General features: G+C 45.0%; 14 protein-coding genes. 10 read left to right on the top strand and 4 right to left on the bottom strand.

Annotated elements, in window-relative coordinates:
* The 4 genes from aceE to ampD form a co-directional block, all read right to left on the bottom strand.
* A partial coding sequence (gene aceE, locus ACK5NH_RS18185; protein ID WP_416922336.1) for a pyruvate dehydrogenase (acetyl-transferring), homodimeric type occupies nucleotides 1-2,623 on the bottom strand: 2,623 nt, incomplete at its 3' end.
* Nucleotides 2,624-2,703: 80 nt separating this feature from the next.
* Nucleotides 2,704-3,456, bottom strand: coding sequence for a pyruvate dehydrogenase complex transcriptional repressor PdhR (gene pdhR / locus ACK5NH_RS18190; protein ID WP_011070781.1), 753 nt, complete (start codon nucleotides 3,454-3,456; stop codon nucleotides 2,704-2,706).
* Between the two features lie 368 nt (nucleotides 3,457-3,824).
* Nucleotides 3,825-4,676 carry a beta-lactamase regulator AmpE gene (ampE, locus tag ACK5NH_RS18195; RefSeq protein ID WP_416922338.1) on the bottom strand — a complete coding sequence of 284 codons (852 nt, stop codon included), beginning with the start codon at nucleotides 4,674-4,676 and terminating at the stop codon, nucleotides 3,825-3,827.
* Nucleotides 4,677-4,759: 83 nt separating this feature from the next.
* The gene (ampD, locus tag ACK5NH_RS18200; protein WP_416922340.1) at nucleotides 4,760-5,299 is read right to left on the bottom strand and encodes a 1,6-anhydro-N-acetylmuramyl-L-alanine amidase AmpD; all 540 of its coding nucleotides are present in this window, start codon (nucleotides 5,297-5,299) and stop codon (nucleotides 4,760-4,762) included.
* A 250-nt stretch (nucleotides 5,300-5,549) separates the two neighbouring features.
* Here ampD and nadC point away from each other — a divergent pair, with 250 nt between their 5' ends.
* From nadC to ACK5NH_RS18250, 10 genes are all read left to right on the top strand, one after another.
* Nucleotides 5,550-6,431: a carboxylating nicotinate-nucleotide diphosphorylase gene (gene nadC, locus ACK5NH_RS18205; protein ID WP_088211949.1), complete on the top strand. Its 882-nt coding sequence runs from the start codon at nucleotides 5,550-5,552 to the stop codon at nucleotides 6,429-6,431.
* A 1,225-nt stretch (nucleotides 6,432-7,656) separates the two neighbouring features.
* Complete coding sequence (locus ACK5NH_RS18210; protein WP_416922342.1) at nucleotides 7,657-8,094, top strand: pilin; 438 nt, start codon at nucleotides 7,657-7,659, stop codon at nucleotides 8,092-8,094.
* An 80-nt stretch (nucleotides 8,095-8,174) separates the two neighbouring features.
* A complete protein-coding gene (pilB, locus tag ACK5NH_RS18215; protein WP_416922344.1) occupies nucleotides 8,175-9,884 on the top strand; it encodes a type IV-A pilus assembly ATPase PilB in 1,710 nt (569 codons plus the stop codon).
* A gap of 158 nt (nucleotides 9,885-10,042) precedes the next feature.
* Nucleotides 10,043-11,308 (top strand): type II secretion system F family protein, encoded by a 1,266-nt coding sequence (locus tag ACK5NH_RS18220; protein WP_416922346.1) that lies wholly within the window; start codon nucleotides 10,043-10,045, stop codon nucleotides 11,306-11,308.
* Nucleotides 11,309-11,354: 46 nt separating this feature from the next.
* On the top strand, nucleotides 11,355-12,281 hold the full coding sequence (locus ACK5NH_RS18225) for a prepilin peptidase (protein WP_416922348.1): 927 nt from the start codon (nucleotides 11,355-11,357) through the stop codon (nucleotides 12,279-12,281).
* A gap of 99 nt (nucleotides 12,282-12,380) precedes the next feature.
* Entirely contained in the window at nucleotides 12,381-12,998 is a 618-nt protein-coding gene (gene coaE / locus ACK5NH_RS18230; RefSeq protein ID WP_416922350.1) for a dephospho-CoA kinase, read from the top strand.
* Nucleotides 12,991-13,725: a cell division protein ZapD gene (gene zapD, locus ACK5NH_RS18235; RefSeq protein ID WP_416922352.1), complete on the top strand. Its 735-nt coding sequence runs from the start codon at nucleotides 12,991-12,993 to the stop codon at nucleotides 13,723-13,725. The genes coaE and zapD overlap by 8 nt, the downstream gene beginning before the upstream one ends.
* 119 nt (nucleotides 13,726-13,844) lie before the next feature.
* Nucleotides 13,845-14,054, top strand: coding sequence for a DNA gyrase inhibitor YacG (gene yacG, locus ACK5NH_RS18240; protein WP_416922354.1), 210 nt, complete (start codon nucleotides 13,845-13,847; stop codon nucleotides 14,052-14,054).
* 44 nt (nucleotides 14,055-14,098) lie between these two features.
* Nucleotides 14,099-14,497 (top strand): 8-oxo-dGTP diphosphatase MutT, encoded by a 399-nt coding sequence (gene mutT / locus ACK5NH_RS18245; RefSeq protein WP_416922356.1) that lies wholly within the window; start codon nucleotides 14,099-14,101, stop codon nucleotides 14,495-14,497.
* A gap of 148 nt (nucleotides 14,498-14,645) precedes the next feature.
* Complete coding sequence (locus ACK5NH_RS18250) at nucleotides 14,646-15,182, top strand: thioredoxin family protein (RefSeq protein ID WP_416922358.1); 537 nt, start codon at nucleotides 14,646-14,648, stop codon at nucleotides 15,180-15,182.
* The last annotated feature ends 64 nt before the right edge of the window (nucleotides 15,183-15,246 follow it).

The following is a 15,246-nucleotide window of genomic DNA, read 5'->3' on the forward strand; positions in this document are numbered from 1 at the left end:
CCTTGATGGCATTCGCTAACACATCAACAGGCAGCTCTTTACGATCAACCAGTGACTTCAGTGCCGCGATAACGATGAACTTAGCGTCCACTTCGAAGTGGTGACGCAGGTTGTCACGGCTGTCTGAGCGACCGAAACCGTCAGTACCTAACACTTTGTAATCGGTTGGCATGTAAGCACGTAACTGCTCGCCGTAGATCTTCATGTAGTCAGTTGCTGCAATGGCTGGTGCATCGCTAGAAATCACTTGGCTGATATACGCTTGTTTTGGCGTCTGCGTTGGATGCAGCATGTTCCAACGCTCAACCGCTTGACCATCGCGAGTCAGTTCGTTGAAGCTAGTTACGCTAAATACGTCGGCAGTAATACCGAAGTCTTTCGCCAGAGCCTGAGCCGCTTTGCGGGTTTGCTCAAGAATGGTGCCACAGCTCATTAACTGAACTTTGCCTTTACCAGAGCCAGCAACGGTTTCTAACTTGTAGATACCTTTAACGATGCCAACTTCCGCGCCTTCTGGCATGGCTGGCTGCTCGTAGTTTTCGTTCATTGTGGTCAGGTAGTAGAAGATGTCTTCTTGGTTCTCGCCGTACATACGACGAATACCATCTTGTACCACAACGGCAATTTCATAACCGTAAGTTGGATCGTAGGTAATACAGTTAGGAATAGTGTTAGCAAGTACGTGGCTGTGACCGTCCTGATGCTGCAGACCTTCACCGTTCAAGGTTGTACGGCCAGAAGTACCACCGACTAAGAAGCCGCGTGCACGCATATCACCCGCTGCCCATGCCATGTCGCCAATACGTTGGAAACCGAACATTGAGTAGTAGATGTAGAATGGGATCATTGGCACATCGTTCACTGAGTAGCTAGTCGCAGCCGATACCCAAGATGACATAGCACCTAATTCGTTAATACCTTCCTGCAGCACTTGACCCGTTTTATCTTCACGGTAGTAAGCCACTTGGTCAGAGTCTTGCGGAACGTATTTTTGGCCTTCGTGCGCATAAATACCCACTTGGCGGAACAGACCTTCCATACCGAAAGTACGCGCTTCGTCAGGAATAATTGGCACGATGTTTTTGCCAATTTTCTTGTCTTTTAACAGTGCCGTCAGTACGCGAACAAACGCCATAGTTGACGAAATTTCACGGCCGTTAGAACCCTGCAGAATCGAGTCGAAAATCTTCAGTGATGGCACTTCCAGCTCTTCGCTGAACTTCTCACGACGTTGTGGCACGCTGCCATGCAGCTCGGCACGACGGCTCATCATGTACTTCACTTCTTCCGAATCTGGACCTGGGTGGTAGAACGGCAGATCTTCTAATTGATCGTCTGGAATTGGGATATTGAAACGATCGCGGAAGTAACGGATAGACTCGATACCCATTTTCTTCACGTTGTGGGCGATGTTCTTACCTTCACCCGCATCACCTAGGCCGTAACCTTTAACGGTTTTCGCTAGGATCACCGTTGGACGACCTTTAGTCTTACGTGCATGGTCTAATGCTGCGTACACTTTAACTGGGTCATGACCACCACGGTTTAAGCGCCAAATGTCATCGTCTGACATGTTAGCCACCATTTCGGCGGTTTCTGGGTATTTGCCGAAGAAGTGTTCGCGCGTATAAGCGCCACCTTTGGCTTTACAGTTTTGGTATTCACCGTCAACGGTTTCTTCCATTAACTGCAGTAACTTACCGCTGGTATCGCGGGCCAATAATGGATCCCAGTAACGACCCCAAATCACTTTCACCACTTCCCAGCCAGCGCCGCGGAATTCGCCTTCCAGTTCTTGGATGATCTTACCGTTACCACGTACTGGGCCGTCCAGACGTTGCAGGTTACAGTTGATGATGAAGACTAAGTTGTCTAATTCTTCACGAGCGGCTAAACCGATAGCACCTAAGGCTTCTGGCTCGTCACACTCACCGTCACCTAAGAAGCAGTAAACGGTTTGATCAGAACAATCTTTCAGACCACGGTCAGTCAGGTATTTTAAGAAGCGAGCTTGGTAAATCGCTTGGATTGGCCCCAGACCCATAGAAACAGTTGGGAATTGCCAATAGTCAGGCATCAACTTAGGGTGCGGATAAGAAGACAAACCTTTGCCATCCACTTCTTGACGGAAGTTAGCCAGTTGGTCTTCAGTTAAACGACCTTCCAAGAATGAACGAGCGTAGATACCTGGAGCGATATGGCCTTGGAAATACACTAAGTCGCCGCCGTCTTTCTCGTTTGGCGCGCGGAAGAAGTGGTTGAAGCACACGTCATAAATGGTCGCGCTCGACGCGAAACTCGAAATATGGCCGCCTAATTCTAAATCTTTCTTAGAACCACGCAGAACCATAGCTAAGGCGTTCCAACGGATGATGGCGCGAATGCGACGTTCCATCTCTTGGTTGCCTGGCATGTGCGGCTCTTGACCCGCTGGAATTGTGTTTAAATAGGCTGTGGTCGCAGTGTAAGGCAAGTGTGTGCCATTGCGACGGGCTTTATCGATCAGTTTCTCTAATAAGAAATGGGCGCGCTCAGGGCCTTCCTGTTCTAATACAGCTTGCAGGGCGTCAACCCATTCCTGAGTCTCTAACGGATCTAAGTCTTGTAGCATATCTTCAGACATGACACTGTCCTTCTCTATATACATGATAATGAATGGTGTTTGCGGCATATTCCGCTTTAGCGAGTGCTAAAGTCGGGAACTTAAGCGCCACTCTTTAAACGGCGCAAACTTCGCTGCAACCGGCTATCTTCTTCCCGCACAGATAACATCACCTCTTCGATGTAACTTAAATGTTCATTCGAGGCTTCTCTGGCGGCTTCAGGATCACGACGAACGATTGCAGCGAGCAGAGCACGTCTGTGATCGTTAGCCATAGTGGAAGCTTCTTCGCGGCGGCTTAAAAGCTCCAGGTTTTGCGCCACATTCTTATGCAGCACAGGGGTTAAACTGAGTACGAGATGCAACATAGCCACATTGTGTGACGCTTCGGCGACGGCGCGGTAGAAACGCACAATGGCAGCGGCTTGTTGTTCGATATTGGTGGCGGCTTCCACCTCAAGGATCATGCGCTTGATATTCTGCATATCGGCGTCTGTGCCACGCAATGCGGCAAAATAGGCCATCATGCCTTCGGTCGCATGACGGAATTCCAGCAAGTCGTACTGACTCTCTGGATCGGCAGTCATTAATTCAACGATAGGATCGGCAAGACTCTGCCAGAGTTGTTCTTTGACATAAGTGCCACCGCCTTGACGGCGCATTAATAGCCCTTTCGCCTCAAGCTTTTGAATGGCTTCACGCAATGAGGGGCGAGACACTTCAAACTGGATGGCCAGTTCGCGCTCCGGCGGTAATTTCTGACCCGGCTGTAAACTGCCTTCGAGGATCATCTGCTCGAGTTGCGCCATGATCACATCAGAAATTTTTGGCTGATTAATTTTACTATAGGCCATTAGGCACTCAGCTCCGTTGTAAATTGGTCTTACCAATTTTTATGAGTGAGCGCACTTTATCAAATCAGACTTTTGATGTCTAGATTGAAAATCGACCTTAAAAGGTGATCCCATTCAAAACAGCTCACGATGAGAGAGCATAGCCTAAAAATGTCACTATGGGGTCAGACCATTTGACATAAGTAAATGAATGCCAAATAAGCCTCTGAGCAAAAGGCATTTTCACCGAAAATCATTCCAAAATACAGTGGCGAAATAGCATTCTGTGACCTAGCAGAAATGTTGGTTTAAGCGTCTTAAAAACAAAAAGGAATTGGCGAATCACATTCATCAATTCCTTCAATAAAATGTCACTAGGCGGCTACGTCTTAAGTTACTAAGCCAAAAATGGTCAATAGCGACAACACTGCAACCATCAGAGTGAAATTACGTTTACTTAAGACTAATAATGCTAAGGTCGATTGCACGCAGACAGGCGCACTAGACTCCTCCGGCAGTGGCTGGGAGGCTAACGCGGTTTCGGTCACCACACGTCTGGCACTGGCATTGATATTTAACGCATGGTCGCGCCAAGCAGATAGCCCCTCACTAAACTGACCACTGAGCGCATAGCCAAAGGAAAATACCCGGCTCGGGATCCAATCTAGGACAAACATAATATCTTCGATAAGCGGTAGGTTAAGGGATTTACGCACATTCTCTTCGGCGTAAAAGCGTGCTGTGCAATATAAGACTGCGCCAACTGGGCCTAGGAAGATAAAACATAATGCCACTGCGCCGTAATAACGATAGTTAATCCAAGCAACACTCTGCCCTACCTTGGCCCCTAGGTCTTTTTCAGAAACCGCATCCAAACACTCACTGCAATCTAATTCAGCGGCATAGTGATAACAGGCCTGCACATCGGAACGACACGCCGCCTGCATATACTTTTTGAAGGTATCGCGCTGTTTTTGATGATTAAAGCAAATAATCGCAACCACCACCCACAGGGCGAGACTTAGCAGCCCCCAAAACATGCCTGACGCAATCCAACCCAAAACATGCACCACTAAAGCCGGCAGCACTAAGGCGAGCAACATACTGGTACTGGTTAACGAGGCTTTGTCGCCAAAAAAAGTCGATTGATAGGATTGCAGTACGCGGTCGCATTGCCACGAAGCGGGAAGGAACTTCAATCGTTCCACAAGAATGGCGACCAGTAATGAAAATAATGCCATCGGTAATACTCCTTGTAAAAAAGCCGGAAACGCTCAGGGTTATTAGCGAAAATATCTCTCCCTCAGCCTGTTCCTTTTCGCTTCTAACCTAACGCTGTTAGATACCTTTCCCAGTCGAAGCTTGGTCCTGGATCCGTCTTACGCATTGGCGCAATGTCGCAATGACCGACAATCCGCTGCGCAGATAACGCGGGATATTGTGCCAATAAGGCTTGAGTCAGCTCTATCAGTTGTTGATATTGGGCGGCAGTATAGGGCTCAGTATCAGTGCCTTCAAGCTCGATACCAATGGAAAAATCATTACAATTTTCCCTTTCACCATAACGAGATACACCAGCGTGCCAGGCTCTATCCTCACAACTGACATACTGTACACATTCACCATCGCGGCGAATTAAAAAATGCGCCGATACCTGTAGCCCCACTAAATCGGTGAAACTTTCATCGGCCTCGGTATCTAAACATCCTTGAAATAATTGATCAATATAAGGCAACCCAAAGCATCCCGCAGGCAGGCTAATATTGTGGATCACCAACAGGCTAATTTCCCCAAAGGGACGACGGTTAAAATGTGGTGACTCGCAGCGTCGAGAAGAGGAAAACCATCCGGCATCAAAGCGCATAAGCTCTTCCTATATTACAGGCATGATGCCACTACTCTAACAGCATTAAGTGACTGAATATATGCAATTCAATGACAAAGGTGAAATAACCAGCCACATCCCAAACCATCATCAGTTAGCCGGATAATATCAATCGGCCCACTCCCCGTGACTTTTTATCACCCGCACTAGGTGGTAATCTTAGCCTTAAATGCAAGCAAGCAATTTCAAGCACGCCATCTGTGGCATGCAAGAATGCAAGGACCTAATCATGCTAGAGAACGATATTCGCCACGCCGTAAAAACCGCCCTCAATGAAGACCTTGGTGGAACCGAGATCAACGAGCACAGCAAAGCCATTGCCTACGGCGATATTACCGCCCAACTTATTCCTGCTGATAAATATGCCGAAGCGACCTTAATCACCCGCGAAGAAGGTGTTTTTTGCGGAAAAGCTTGGGCCGAACAAGTCTTCAACCAATTAGGTGGCGAAGTCGCACTGCACTGGCATGTTGATGATGGCGATCTGGTGCTACCAAACCAAGTGTTATGTGAACTATCAGGCCCGGCACGCACTATCCTTACGGGCGAGCGCACTGCGATGAACTTTATTCAGACCTTGTCAGGAGTAGCGACGCTGACAAAACATTATGTCGATAAGTTAGCGGGCACTCACACACGCTTACTCGATACTCGCAAAACCATCCCAGGACTACGCACGGCTCAAAAATACGCGGTCACCTGTGGCGGCGGGAAAAACCATCGAATTGGTCTGTTTGATGCCTTCTTAATTAAAGAAAATCACATTATGGCCTGCGGTGGTATACGCCAAGCGGTGGATGCTGCGCGCAGCTTGCACCCCAATAAACCCGTAGAAGTCGAAGTCGAATCCTTAGAAGAACTCGCATTAGCGCTAGATTCAGGCACAGATATCATTATGTTAGATAACTTTGACATCACCATGATGGTTGAAGCCGTCGAACTCAATAATCAATACAAGGCTAAAGGCAGCGGCGCCAAGCTGGAAGTCTCAGGCAATGTTACCTTAGATACCTTGGCAGAATTTGCTAAAACAGGGGTCGACTATATCTCAGTTGGCGCTCTAACAAAGCACGTTCGAGCACTCGATCTTTCACTCAGACTCAAGTCTTAGCCCATTCAAGTCAGCTCTGTCGAAGGTGTTATAATTCAACCCAACTTAAAGCGGCTTAAGCTTAATATTTAGCCGCTTTTTCAACGAGTTTCTATCAAAGTATTTTTCGCTTCACTATCAAAGCATTGCTTAAACCATCTGGCGGCATTGTATCCGGCCTTTTTTCGACAAATAACGATATAGAATATTGTCGCTTTAATCATATTTTAAACAAATTAACTTTCACTCACTCTTATTTATCAATCTCTCACTACGAACCACAAACCAGCCGCCTTGCCATTATGACTAAAACATTGACTAAAATATCTTCGTTATTGCGCAATATTATAAACAATAAAGACAAAGTGTTAACCTAACACCACCTCAGAATTGAACCATTCATATAGCAAGGAAAAAATTAACATATTGAATAAAAATAATTTTATAGTACCCCTATCCCGATTAATTAACCAATTAGAGCGACTAAATAAAACAATCTTGAACTAGTCAAAACGTTCTCACAAGCTACAAAAATATGTCGCAGTTTTGACACAATGCTCAATAACGTCAACATTTACGACCCCGTCAATTTATTGTTAGAACGCAATACGTTTTAATGTCAACTTTTTAGACAAAATAATCATTTTATTAGTGTTTTTCACCAAAAAGCAGTTCCCTTTTTTTTAACTTTGTACTAACTTTTACGGAAGTGGGAATAGCGTCATGCTAGACGCACTAAAGACATGGAGTTTTTGTATCTCACTTTTATAAATAGAGATACGAAAAGACAGCAAAGGATTGAAGTAAGTGTCATGTGAAGTACTTATTCTCGACACATGACTCATTGCAAGAAGAGTTAAATTAAGTGTAAATGAGGGTGATATGAGACAGTGCGATGGCGCTCTGAAAATTTCCCAATGATACACAAAACCTGTGCAATTTCATGCGACTCGCGACCTCAATAACATAACGAGTCTGCATAAAAGGCACATTGATAGCGGCAAAATGTTTGACGATATAGCAAAGCATAATCTATACAAAATGATGTGTTGGTAAATTGTTACAATTTGAATCGATTTATCAGCCAATATGGTATAGGCTTTACGGTTGTAAGCACTGCCTGCTAAGAACAAAGCTAAAGAGTAAAACTGATAAGCAAAAGTAACTGTTAAATAAGGATTTTTACTTATCATTGGGTGACTACAAGTTAACTTGTTAATTAATACTGCGTAAGCTGGAGAAAGAAATGAAAGCAATGAATAAAGGTTTAAACAAGCAAGCTCAGGGTTTCACCTTGATCGAGTTAATGATTGTAGTTGCCATTATCGGTATTTTGGCCGCAATCGCACTACCTGCTTATCAAACTTATACTGATAAAGCAAAATATACAGAAATAGTACAAGCTGCTTCGTCTTTCAAAACTGCTCTTGAAGTTTGCGGACAAGTAGAGGGAACTCTAGCAGCTGCAAACTGTGGTCATGGTAAAGGAGGTGTACCATCTGCTGCAGGTGCATCAGGATTAGTAACTAAAGTCGAAGTTGCAAGTACCGCAGCAGATAAAGTAACTATAACTGTAACTCCAGTTGCTTTTGGTGGGGTAACGGCAAGTGATACTTACATTCTTACAGGTACATTAGCAGGCGGCCAAGTAACTTGGGTAGATAACTGCACAAAATTCTGCTAATTTATTTTTATTTTCAAGAGTATAGGTGAGGAGATTGTGTTATTAACTGCTTCTCACCGATTTATTAAGACTAAGGTTTTATGCCAACAACAGGTCTTCATTTAGGTTTATCAACCTTATTTATCCGTAAAGGCCTGCTTAATGAAGAGCAGATGGCTAATGCCATCACTAAATCCCGCCAAACTAAACAGACTCTCGTTACTACTTTAGTTCAAACTAAGCTGATTTCGGCACGCTCTATTGCCGAGCTTTGCTATGAAGAATATGGCACCCCGCTACTGGATTTAGCTGAATTTGATATTAGCGCCATTCCAGAAGAATTTATTAATAAAAAGCTGATTGAAAAACATCGCTGCTTGCCCCTGTTTAAACGTGGTAATCGCCTCTATATAGCCACCTCAGATCCAACCAATATTGCCGCCCTCGAAGAGTTTCAATTTAGCGCGGGCCTGCATGCCGAAGCCATCCTAGTTGAAGAAGATAAACTCACTAAAGCCCTTGAAAAGGTATTAGAGGAAGATATTACCGGCTTAGATTTAGGCGGTATGGACGAGGCGGCTTTAGCGGGCATTGAGATTACCGATACCGATAAGCGTCAAGAGGAAAACGCTGGTGATGGCAGCGATGATGCGCCTATTGTTATTTATATTAATAAGATATTAACCGATGCAATTCGTAAAGGGGCATCAGACCTTCATTTTGAACCCTATGAAAAACGCTACCGCATTCGTTTTCGTATCGACGGTATTTTACATGAAGTATCCGAACCACCAATTAGTCTAGCCGGGCGCTTATCAGCTCGCTTAAAGGTGATGTCTAAACTCGATATTGCCGAGCGCCGCGTCCCTCAGGATGGGCGGATTAAGATGAAACTTTCCCGTACTAAATCCATAGACTTTCGGGTAAGTACACTACCGACCCTTTGGGGTGAAAAAATAGTAATGCGGATATTAGACTCCTCCTCCGCACAGCTCGGTATTGAAAAACTAGGATATGAGCCTGACCAGGAAAAGCTCTACCTTGAGATGCTGGCAAAACCCCAAGGCATGATCTTAGTCACAGGTCCTACAGGTTCGGGTAAAACGGTTTCACTTTATACGGGGTTAAATATACTTAATACCGCCGAACGTAATATCTCTACCGCCGAAGATCCGGTAGAGATAAACCTTGAGGGTGTAAACCAAGTCCATATTAATTTAAAAGCGGGCTTAACCTTTGCTTCAGCGCTACGTTCTTTTCTACGTCAAGATCCCGATGTAGTAATGGTGGGTGAGATCCGCGATCTTGAAACCGCCGAAATTGCCATTAAAGCCGCTCAAACCGGCCACTTAGTATTATCCACACTACACACCAACTCAGCAGCGGAAACTTTAACCCGTTTAATTAATATGGGGGTACCAGGCTATAATATTGCCAGCTCTGTTAACCTTATTATTGCCCAGCGACTTGCACGGCGGCTTTGCCCTGAGTGCAAGGAGGCGGAGCATATTCCCGAGCATGAATTACAACGTCTAGGTTTTACCGAACAGCAAATAGCCCAAGGCTTTACCACCTATAAGCCTGTAGGCTGTGAGCATTGTTCCGGCGGTTATAAAGGGCGGGTAGGTATTTACGAAGTGATGAAAATGTCCGATGAAATTGCCCGTACTATTATGGAAGGCGGCAATTCATTACAGATAGCAGATCAAGCTAAGGCTCAAGGCATGCGCGATCTACGCCAGTCCGGTCTCCTTAAGGTACTACAAGGGGTAACCAGTATTGCCGAGGTGAATAGGGTAACTAGTTTTTAAGCTTACTAACTTGTACCTTGGTTGCAATAAAGAGCATCACTCTCACAACAGTTTTATATAAGATAATTTATCTTTCGCTATATATACTAATCTAGTAATAATCAACTTATAGCTAGCAATGCCTAACAGGGATTAACTGTGACTAACAGGAATACACTATGGCTACGGCAACAACAGTAAAAAAGCCTCGCGCCAAAAAGAACGAGCAACAAACGCCCCCCAAAATATATACCTTTGAGTGGAAAGGTTTAAACCGTGATGGCAAAAAAACCGGTGGCGAATTAAAAGGCGCCAGTGTGGCCGAAGTAAAAAGCCAGCTCAAACTCCAAGGGGTAAACCCTAAAGTTGTCCGCAAAAAAGCATCACCTCTTTTTGCCCGCAATCCCGATATCAAACCTATGGATATCGCAATGGTAACCCGGCAAATAGCAACTATGCTGGCGGCAGGCGTTCCCTTAGTCACGACCATAGAAATGCTCGGCCGAGGTCATGAAAAGCAAAAAATGCGCGAACTGCTTGGGAGCATATTGTCGGAAGTGCAATCGGGTATCCCGCTCTCTGATTCACTGCGTCCCCACAGACGCTATTTCGATGATCTCTATGTGGACTTGGTGGCTGCGGGTGAACATTCGGGTTCACTCGATGCCGTTTTCGATCGGATTGCAACCTATAGAGAGAAAGCAGAAGCCTTAAAATCTAAGATTAAAAAGGCGATGTTTTATCCGGCTGCCGTTGTAGTGGTTGCTATTGCTGTAACAACATTGCTTTTATTATTTGTTGTCCCACAATTTGAAGAGATTTTTAAAGGTTTTGGTGCAGAACTGCCCGCTTTTACCCAATTAATTATCGGTATATCACGCTTTTTACAAAGCTCTTGGTATATTTTCTTCGCAGCAATTGTTATAGGCATTTGGTTGTTTGTGCGCGCCCACCGAAATTCACAAATGTTTAGGGACCGGATAGACGAGCTCGTGCTGAAAATCCCCGTAATTGGCGAAATTCTCCATAAAGCGGCGATGGCAAGATTCTCCCGCACCTTAGCTACCACCTTCGCCGCAGGGGTTCCCTTGATTGATGGTATGGAGTCAGCGGCAGGTGCCTCTGGTAATGCGGTTTATCGCGCCGCACTGTTAAAAGTGCGTCAAGAAGTAATGGCGGGGATGCAAATGAACGTCGCCATGCGCACCACAGGACTTTTCCCCGATATGTTGATCCAAATGGTGATGATTGGTGAAGAGTCCGGCTCACTCGATAATATGCTGAACAAAGTGGCGAATATTTATGAAATGCAAGTAGATGACGCTGTTGATGGCTTATCAAGCCTTATCGAACCCATTATGATGGTAGTCATTGGTACCTTAGTTGGTGGCTTAATTGTCGGTATGTATCTACCAATTTTCCAAATGGGCAATGTTGTGGGTTAGCCCTAACATTTTTGATTAGAATAAAAAATCTAGTGACTAAAAACTAATGCCAGAATTTATTTATCTTTTAAGCCACTCTCTTGCGCAGAGTCCTTGGCTATTTATTTCGTTAAGTTTTGTGTTTGCCGCTACAATTGGTAGCTTTCTAAATGTTGTCATTCACCGTATTCCTGTAATGATGAAGCGTGAATGGCAACAGGAGTGCAATCAATATCTGCAGGAATATCATGCTGATGTAGTAAAACAGATTGGTATCGAAAAACTTAATAAGCCGATAGATACTTACCCTGAAAAATACAATCTAGTGGTACCAGGTTCCGCTTGCCCTAAATGCAAAACCACAATCAAACCTTGGCATAATCTGCCGATTTTGGGCTGGTTAATGCTGAAAGGAAAATGCGCCGCCTGCCATGCGTCAATATCCTCACGTTATCCGATTATTGAGTTGGTAACAGGATTACTTGTTGCGACACTCGCTTGGCATTTTGGCCCAAGCTGGCAATTTGTGTTTGCAGCAATATTAACCTTTGTATTGATTGCATTAACAGGCATTGATCTGGATGAGATGTTGCTTCCCGACCAGATGACCATTCCACTCTTATGGCTAGGGTTACTGATTAACCTAAACCATACCTTTACCACTCCAACCGATGCCGTTATAGGCGCAGTAGCGGGCTATTTAAGTCTCTGGTCGGTGTTTTGGCTGTTTAAGCTACTCACAGGTAAAGAAGGCATGGGTTACGGCGACTTTAAACTGCTCGCCGTTTTTGGCGCATGGCTAGGTTGGCAAATGCTCCCCCTAGTCATATTAATGTCCTCTTTAGTCGGCGCCCTTGTTGGTATCACGCTCATCGTACTCAAACGTAATCAGCTCGCAAACCCGATCCCCTTTGGGCCTTATATTGCGGCAGCTGGTTGGGGAGCACTAATATGGGGACAGCCCATAGTCGATTGGTATCTAAGCACGCTGTAGGAAATGAACTGGATACACCTTTTTATCTTTTGCGTTTCGCGTTCAAGCTCGTGCGGAATAGTCCAAATCGAATAAGAACATCATCTATATGAGAATCTTATGTCCAAATTTGTCGTAGGTCTAACGGGTGGCATTGGTAGCGGAAAAACCACCGTTGCCAACTTATTTGCCGAAGAAGGTGTCGACTTAGTCGATGCCGATGTAGTCGCCCGTGAAGTTGTCGCTAAAGGCTCAAAAGGGCTCGAAGCAATAATCACTCACTTTGGTACTGAAATATTAACTGCCAAAGGTGAGCTTGACCGTGCAAAACTGCGGCAACGAGTGTTTAGCGATGAGCAAGAGCGACAATGGTTGAATCAATTGCTACACCCAATGATCCGCCAAGAAATGCTTTTTCAAGTTGAAAATGCCACCTCAGACTATGTAATTATGGTTGTGCCCTTGCTATTTGAGAATGGGTTAGATAGGTTAGTCAATCGGACTTTAGTGGTGGATATTTCACCGGAATTGCAGATAAGCCGTACCGTAAAACGGGACAATGTGGATGCAACTCAGGTAAATAACATCATTAATAGCCAATGTAGTCGCAGTGAAAAACTCGCTCGAGCCGATGACATTATTGATAATCAGGGAGAGATATCAACACTCAAACAAGAGGTGCAAGCATTGCACCAGCGCTATTTACAATTATCCGGTAATCACAATGCCCATGACTGACTTAGTTTACGAACAGCCACTAAATGAGAAAATTCGCAGCTACTTGCGGCTCGAATATCTCAATAAGCAGCTCGTTAATAACCTAAATCACGACCACCAGCATAGATGTTTCTACCCTCTTTTCTCCCTGTGCGAATTATCCGAGCGTTGCGATTATCGCAATGAAGTACTGAAAGATATCGAGCGTAATCTGCTACAGCTGAGTAAATGGCAGGAACTAGAGCATGTCGATAGCGAACAGATTGAGTTTTACATTCAATCATTGACGCAAGCCAGAGAGCAATTACAACGCCCAGAACGCTGTGGCAGCCAGCTAAAACAAGACCGCTTTCTCTCCGCTCTTCGACAGCGGTTTGGCATGCCAGGGGCCTGCTGCAACTTCGACCTTCCACAACTGCATTTTTGGCTCGCTAAACCTTGGGAAGAAAGACAGCAGGACTACCAAGCTTGGATCAGCCATTTTGATCCCTTACTCACCCCTATCACGCTTTTACTTCAACTCACCCGCAGTACCGCTCATTTCGATAATGCCACCGCCCACGCCGGTTTTTACCAAGGAGATAGCGCTCAAGCACTCTCGCTGGTGCGAGTCAAAGTCGATGCTGCACAAGGCTGCTACCCCACCATCAGTGGTCACCGAAATCGCTACGCGATCCACTTTGTGCAGTTCGATCAACAACGCCATTCCGACCGTAGCATCGAATTCTTACTAGCGACCTGTGCCTGAAGCCTTTACACTAACGACCTCTATGTTTCTGCAGAGTAAAGCTGTAAGCCTCCTTTGGCACGCTTTGATACTCAGCGATTCACTTATTCTCTCAGTCGACTGCTAAGGAGAAGTCTATTATGCCGTTAACCGTCAACTGTCCTATTTGTAAAACCCCAGTAGAATGGGGGGCCCAATCGGAATTCAAACCTTTTTGCAGTGAACGCTGCAAGATGATCGACCTAGGTGATTGGGCCTCCGAGAAACACGCTATTCCCGTCAAGTCTGAGTTTGACGTCGATGCTTTAGATGAACTCGGTTACGACGAAGAGAGTTTCTTTAAAGAATAAGCCTCAATAATTAGTTCATTACAGTTCTTTAGAAGCAGAATTTTATGACAAAACGTATTCATGTCGCCGTAGGCATTATCCTCAACACTAACGGGCAAATCCTACTGGCTAAGCGCCCAGAGCATTTACATCAAGGCGGCAAGTGGGAATTTCCAGGCGGCAAAGTTGAACAGGGCGAAACTGTTACCCAAGCCTTAATTCGTGAGTTAAAAGAAGAAGTTGCTTTAATCGTCAGCACAAGTGAACCCTTTATGGCCTTGAGCTACGATTATCCCGACAAACAAGTGTTACTCGATATTCACACTGTCAGTGAATTTACCGGTGAGGCACAAGGGCTTGAGGGACAACAAATTGCTTGGGTCGATAAGCATGAACTAACCCATTACGATTTCCCAGAGGCCAATAAGCCCATCCTGAGCAAATTATTGGAACGAGCCCAATAACAAAAACCAGTATTTAGTGGGTAAGATTTAGGTTTTACATTAGCAAGACGTGATCTGGGTTGCAGCAAATTCATCCGTAACTTTTAGAAAGCGCAAATTAGTGTTTGAATGCAATCTCATTATTCTTCTTCGATTTCGAGGGCATATCATGCACAATAACGTTAAAGCATTACTCGCCACGACCGCGTTATTTTTTAGTTGCCAGGTACTGGCAAATGGCGGCTGTGGTTTTGAAGAGCAACAACAGGGCTTGATTGCCACCTGCAGCGAGGAGAAACAAGAAGTGATTTTAACAGGTGTAGTTGAAGCGCAACATTTAGTAAAAGATCTCAATGAATTTGCAGAGGGCTACAAAAGCTATCAGGTGGATACCGCATCCTTAGCGCCGCTGAAAAATATCTCTGAGCCGACTGAAATCGTAGTCATTATTGGTACTTGGTGCCCAGACTGTCACCGTGAAACACCACGTTTTATCCGCATCATGGAAGAAGTGGCTAACCCCAATATCAAAGTGACTTATATCGGAGTCGATCGCAGTAAACAGGACCCCGAAGGACTAGCGGCAAAATACGAATTTAAGCGTATTCCAACCTTTATCGTGCAACAGCAAGGTAAGGAAATTGGCCGTATCGTTGAACGTCCAACAGTATCGCTCGAAAAAGATTTAGTCGAGATCTTAAAATAATCTCAAGCTGTCAAATAACAAAGGCCGCCAAGTGCAAACTTCGCGGCCTTTGTATTTTAATTCT

The sequence above is a fragment of the Shewanella sp. genome (assembly GCF_047975355.1).
Taxonomy (GTDB): domain Bacteria; phylum Pseudomonadota; class Gammaproteobacteria; order Enterobacterales; family Shewanellaceae; genus Shewanella.

Bases quoted from the DNA above. Each gene is read 5' to 3' on its own strand.
- pdhR (WP_011070781.1), bottom strand. From the start codon at position 3,456: ATGGCCTATAGTAAAATTAATCAGCCAAAAATTTCTGATGTGATCATG.
- ampE (WP_416922338.1), bottom strand. From the start codon at position 4,676: ATGGCATTATTTTCATTACTGGTCGCCATTCTTGTGGAACGATTGAAG.
- ampD (WP_416922340.1), bottom strand. From the start codon at position 5,299: ATGCGCTTTGATGCCGGATGGTTTTCCTCTTCTCGACGCTGCGAGTCA.
- nadC (WP_088211949.1), top strand. From the start codon at position 5,550: ATGCTAGAGAACGATATTCGCCACGCCGTAAAAACCGCCCTCAATGAA.
- ACK5NH_RS18210 (WP_416922342.1), top strand. From the start codon at position 7,657: ATGAAAGCAATGAATAAAGGTTTAAACAAGCAAGCTCAGGGTTTCACC.
- pilB (WP_416922344.1), top strand. From the start codon at position 8,175: ATGCCAACAACAGGTCTTCATTTAGGTTTATCAACCTTATTTATCCGT.
- ACK5NH_RS18220 (WP_416922346.1), top strand. From the start codon at position 10,043: ATGGCTACGGCAACAACAGTAAAAAAGCCTCGCGCCAAAAAGAACGAG.
- ACK5NH_RS18225 (WP_416922348.1), top strand. From the start codon at position 11,355: ATGCCAGAATTTATTTATCTTTTAAGCCACTCTCTTGCGCAGAGTCCT.
- coaE (WP_416922350.1), top strand. From the start codon at position 12,381: ATGTCCAAATTTGTCGTAGGTCTAACGGGTGGCATTGGTAGCGGAAAA.
- zapD (WP_416922352.1), top strand. From the start codon at position 12,991: ATGACTGACTTAGTTTACGAACAGCCACTAAATGAGAAAATTCGCAGC.
- yacG (WP_416922354.1), top strand. From the start codon at position 13,845: ATGCCGTTAACCGTCAACTGTCCTATTTGTAAAACCCCAGTAGAATGG.
- mutT (WP_416922356.1), top strand. From the start codon at position 14,099: ATGACAAAACGTATTCATGTCGCCGTAGGCATTATCCTCAACACTAAC.
- ACK5NH_RS18250 (WP_416922358.1), top strand. From the start codon at position 14,646: ATGCACAATAACGTTAAAGCATTACTCGCCACGACCGCGTTATTTTTT.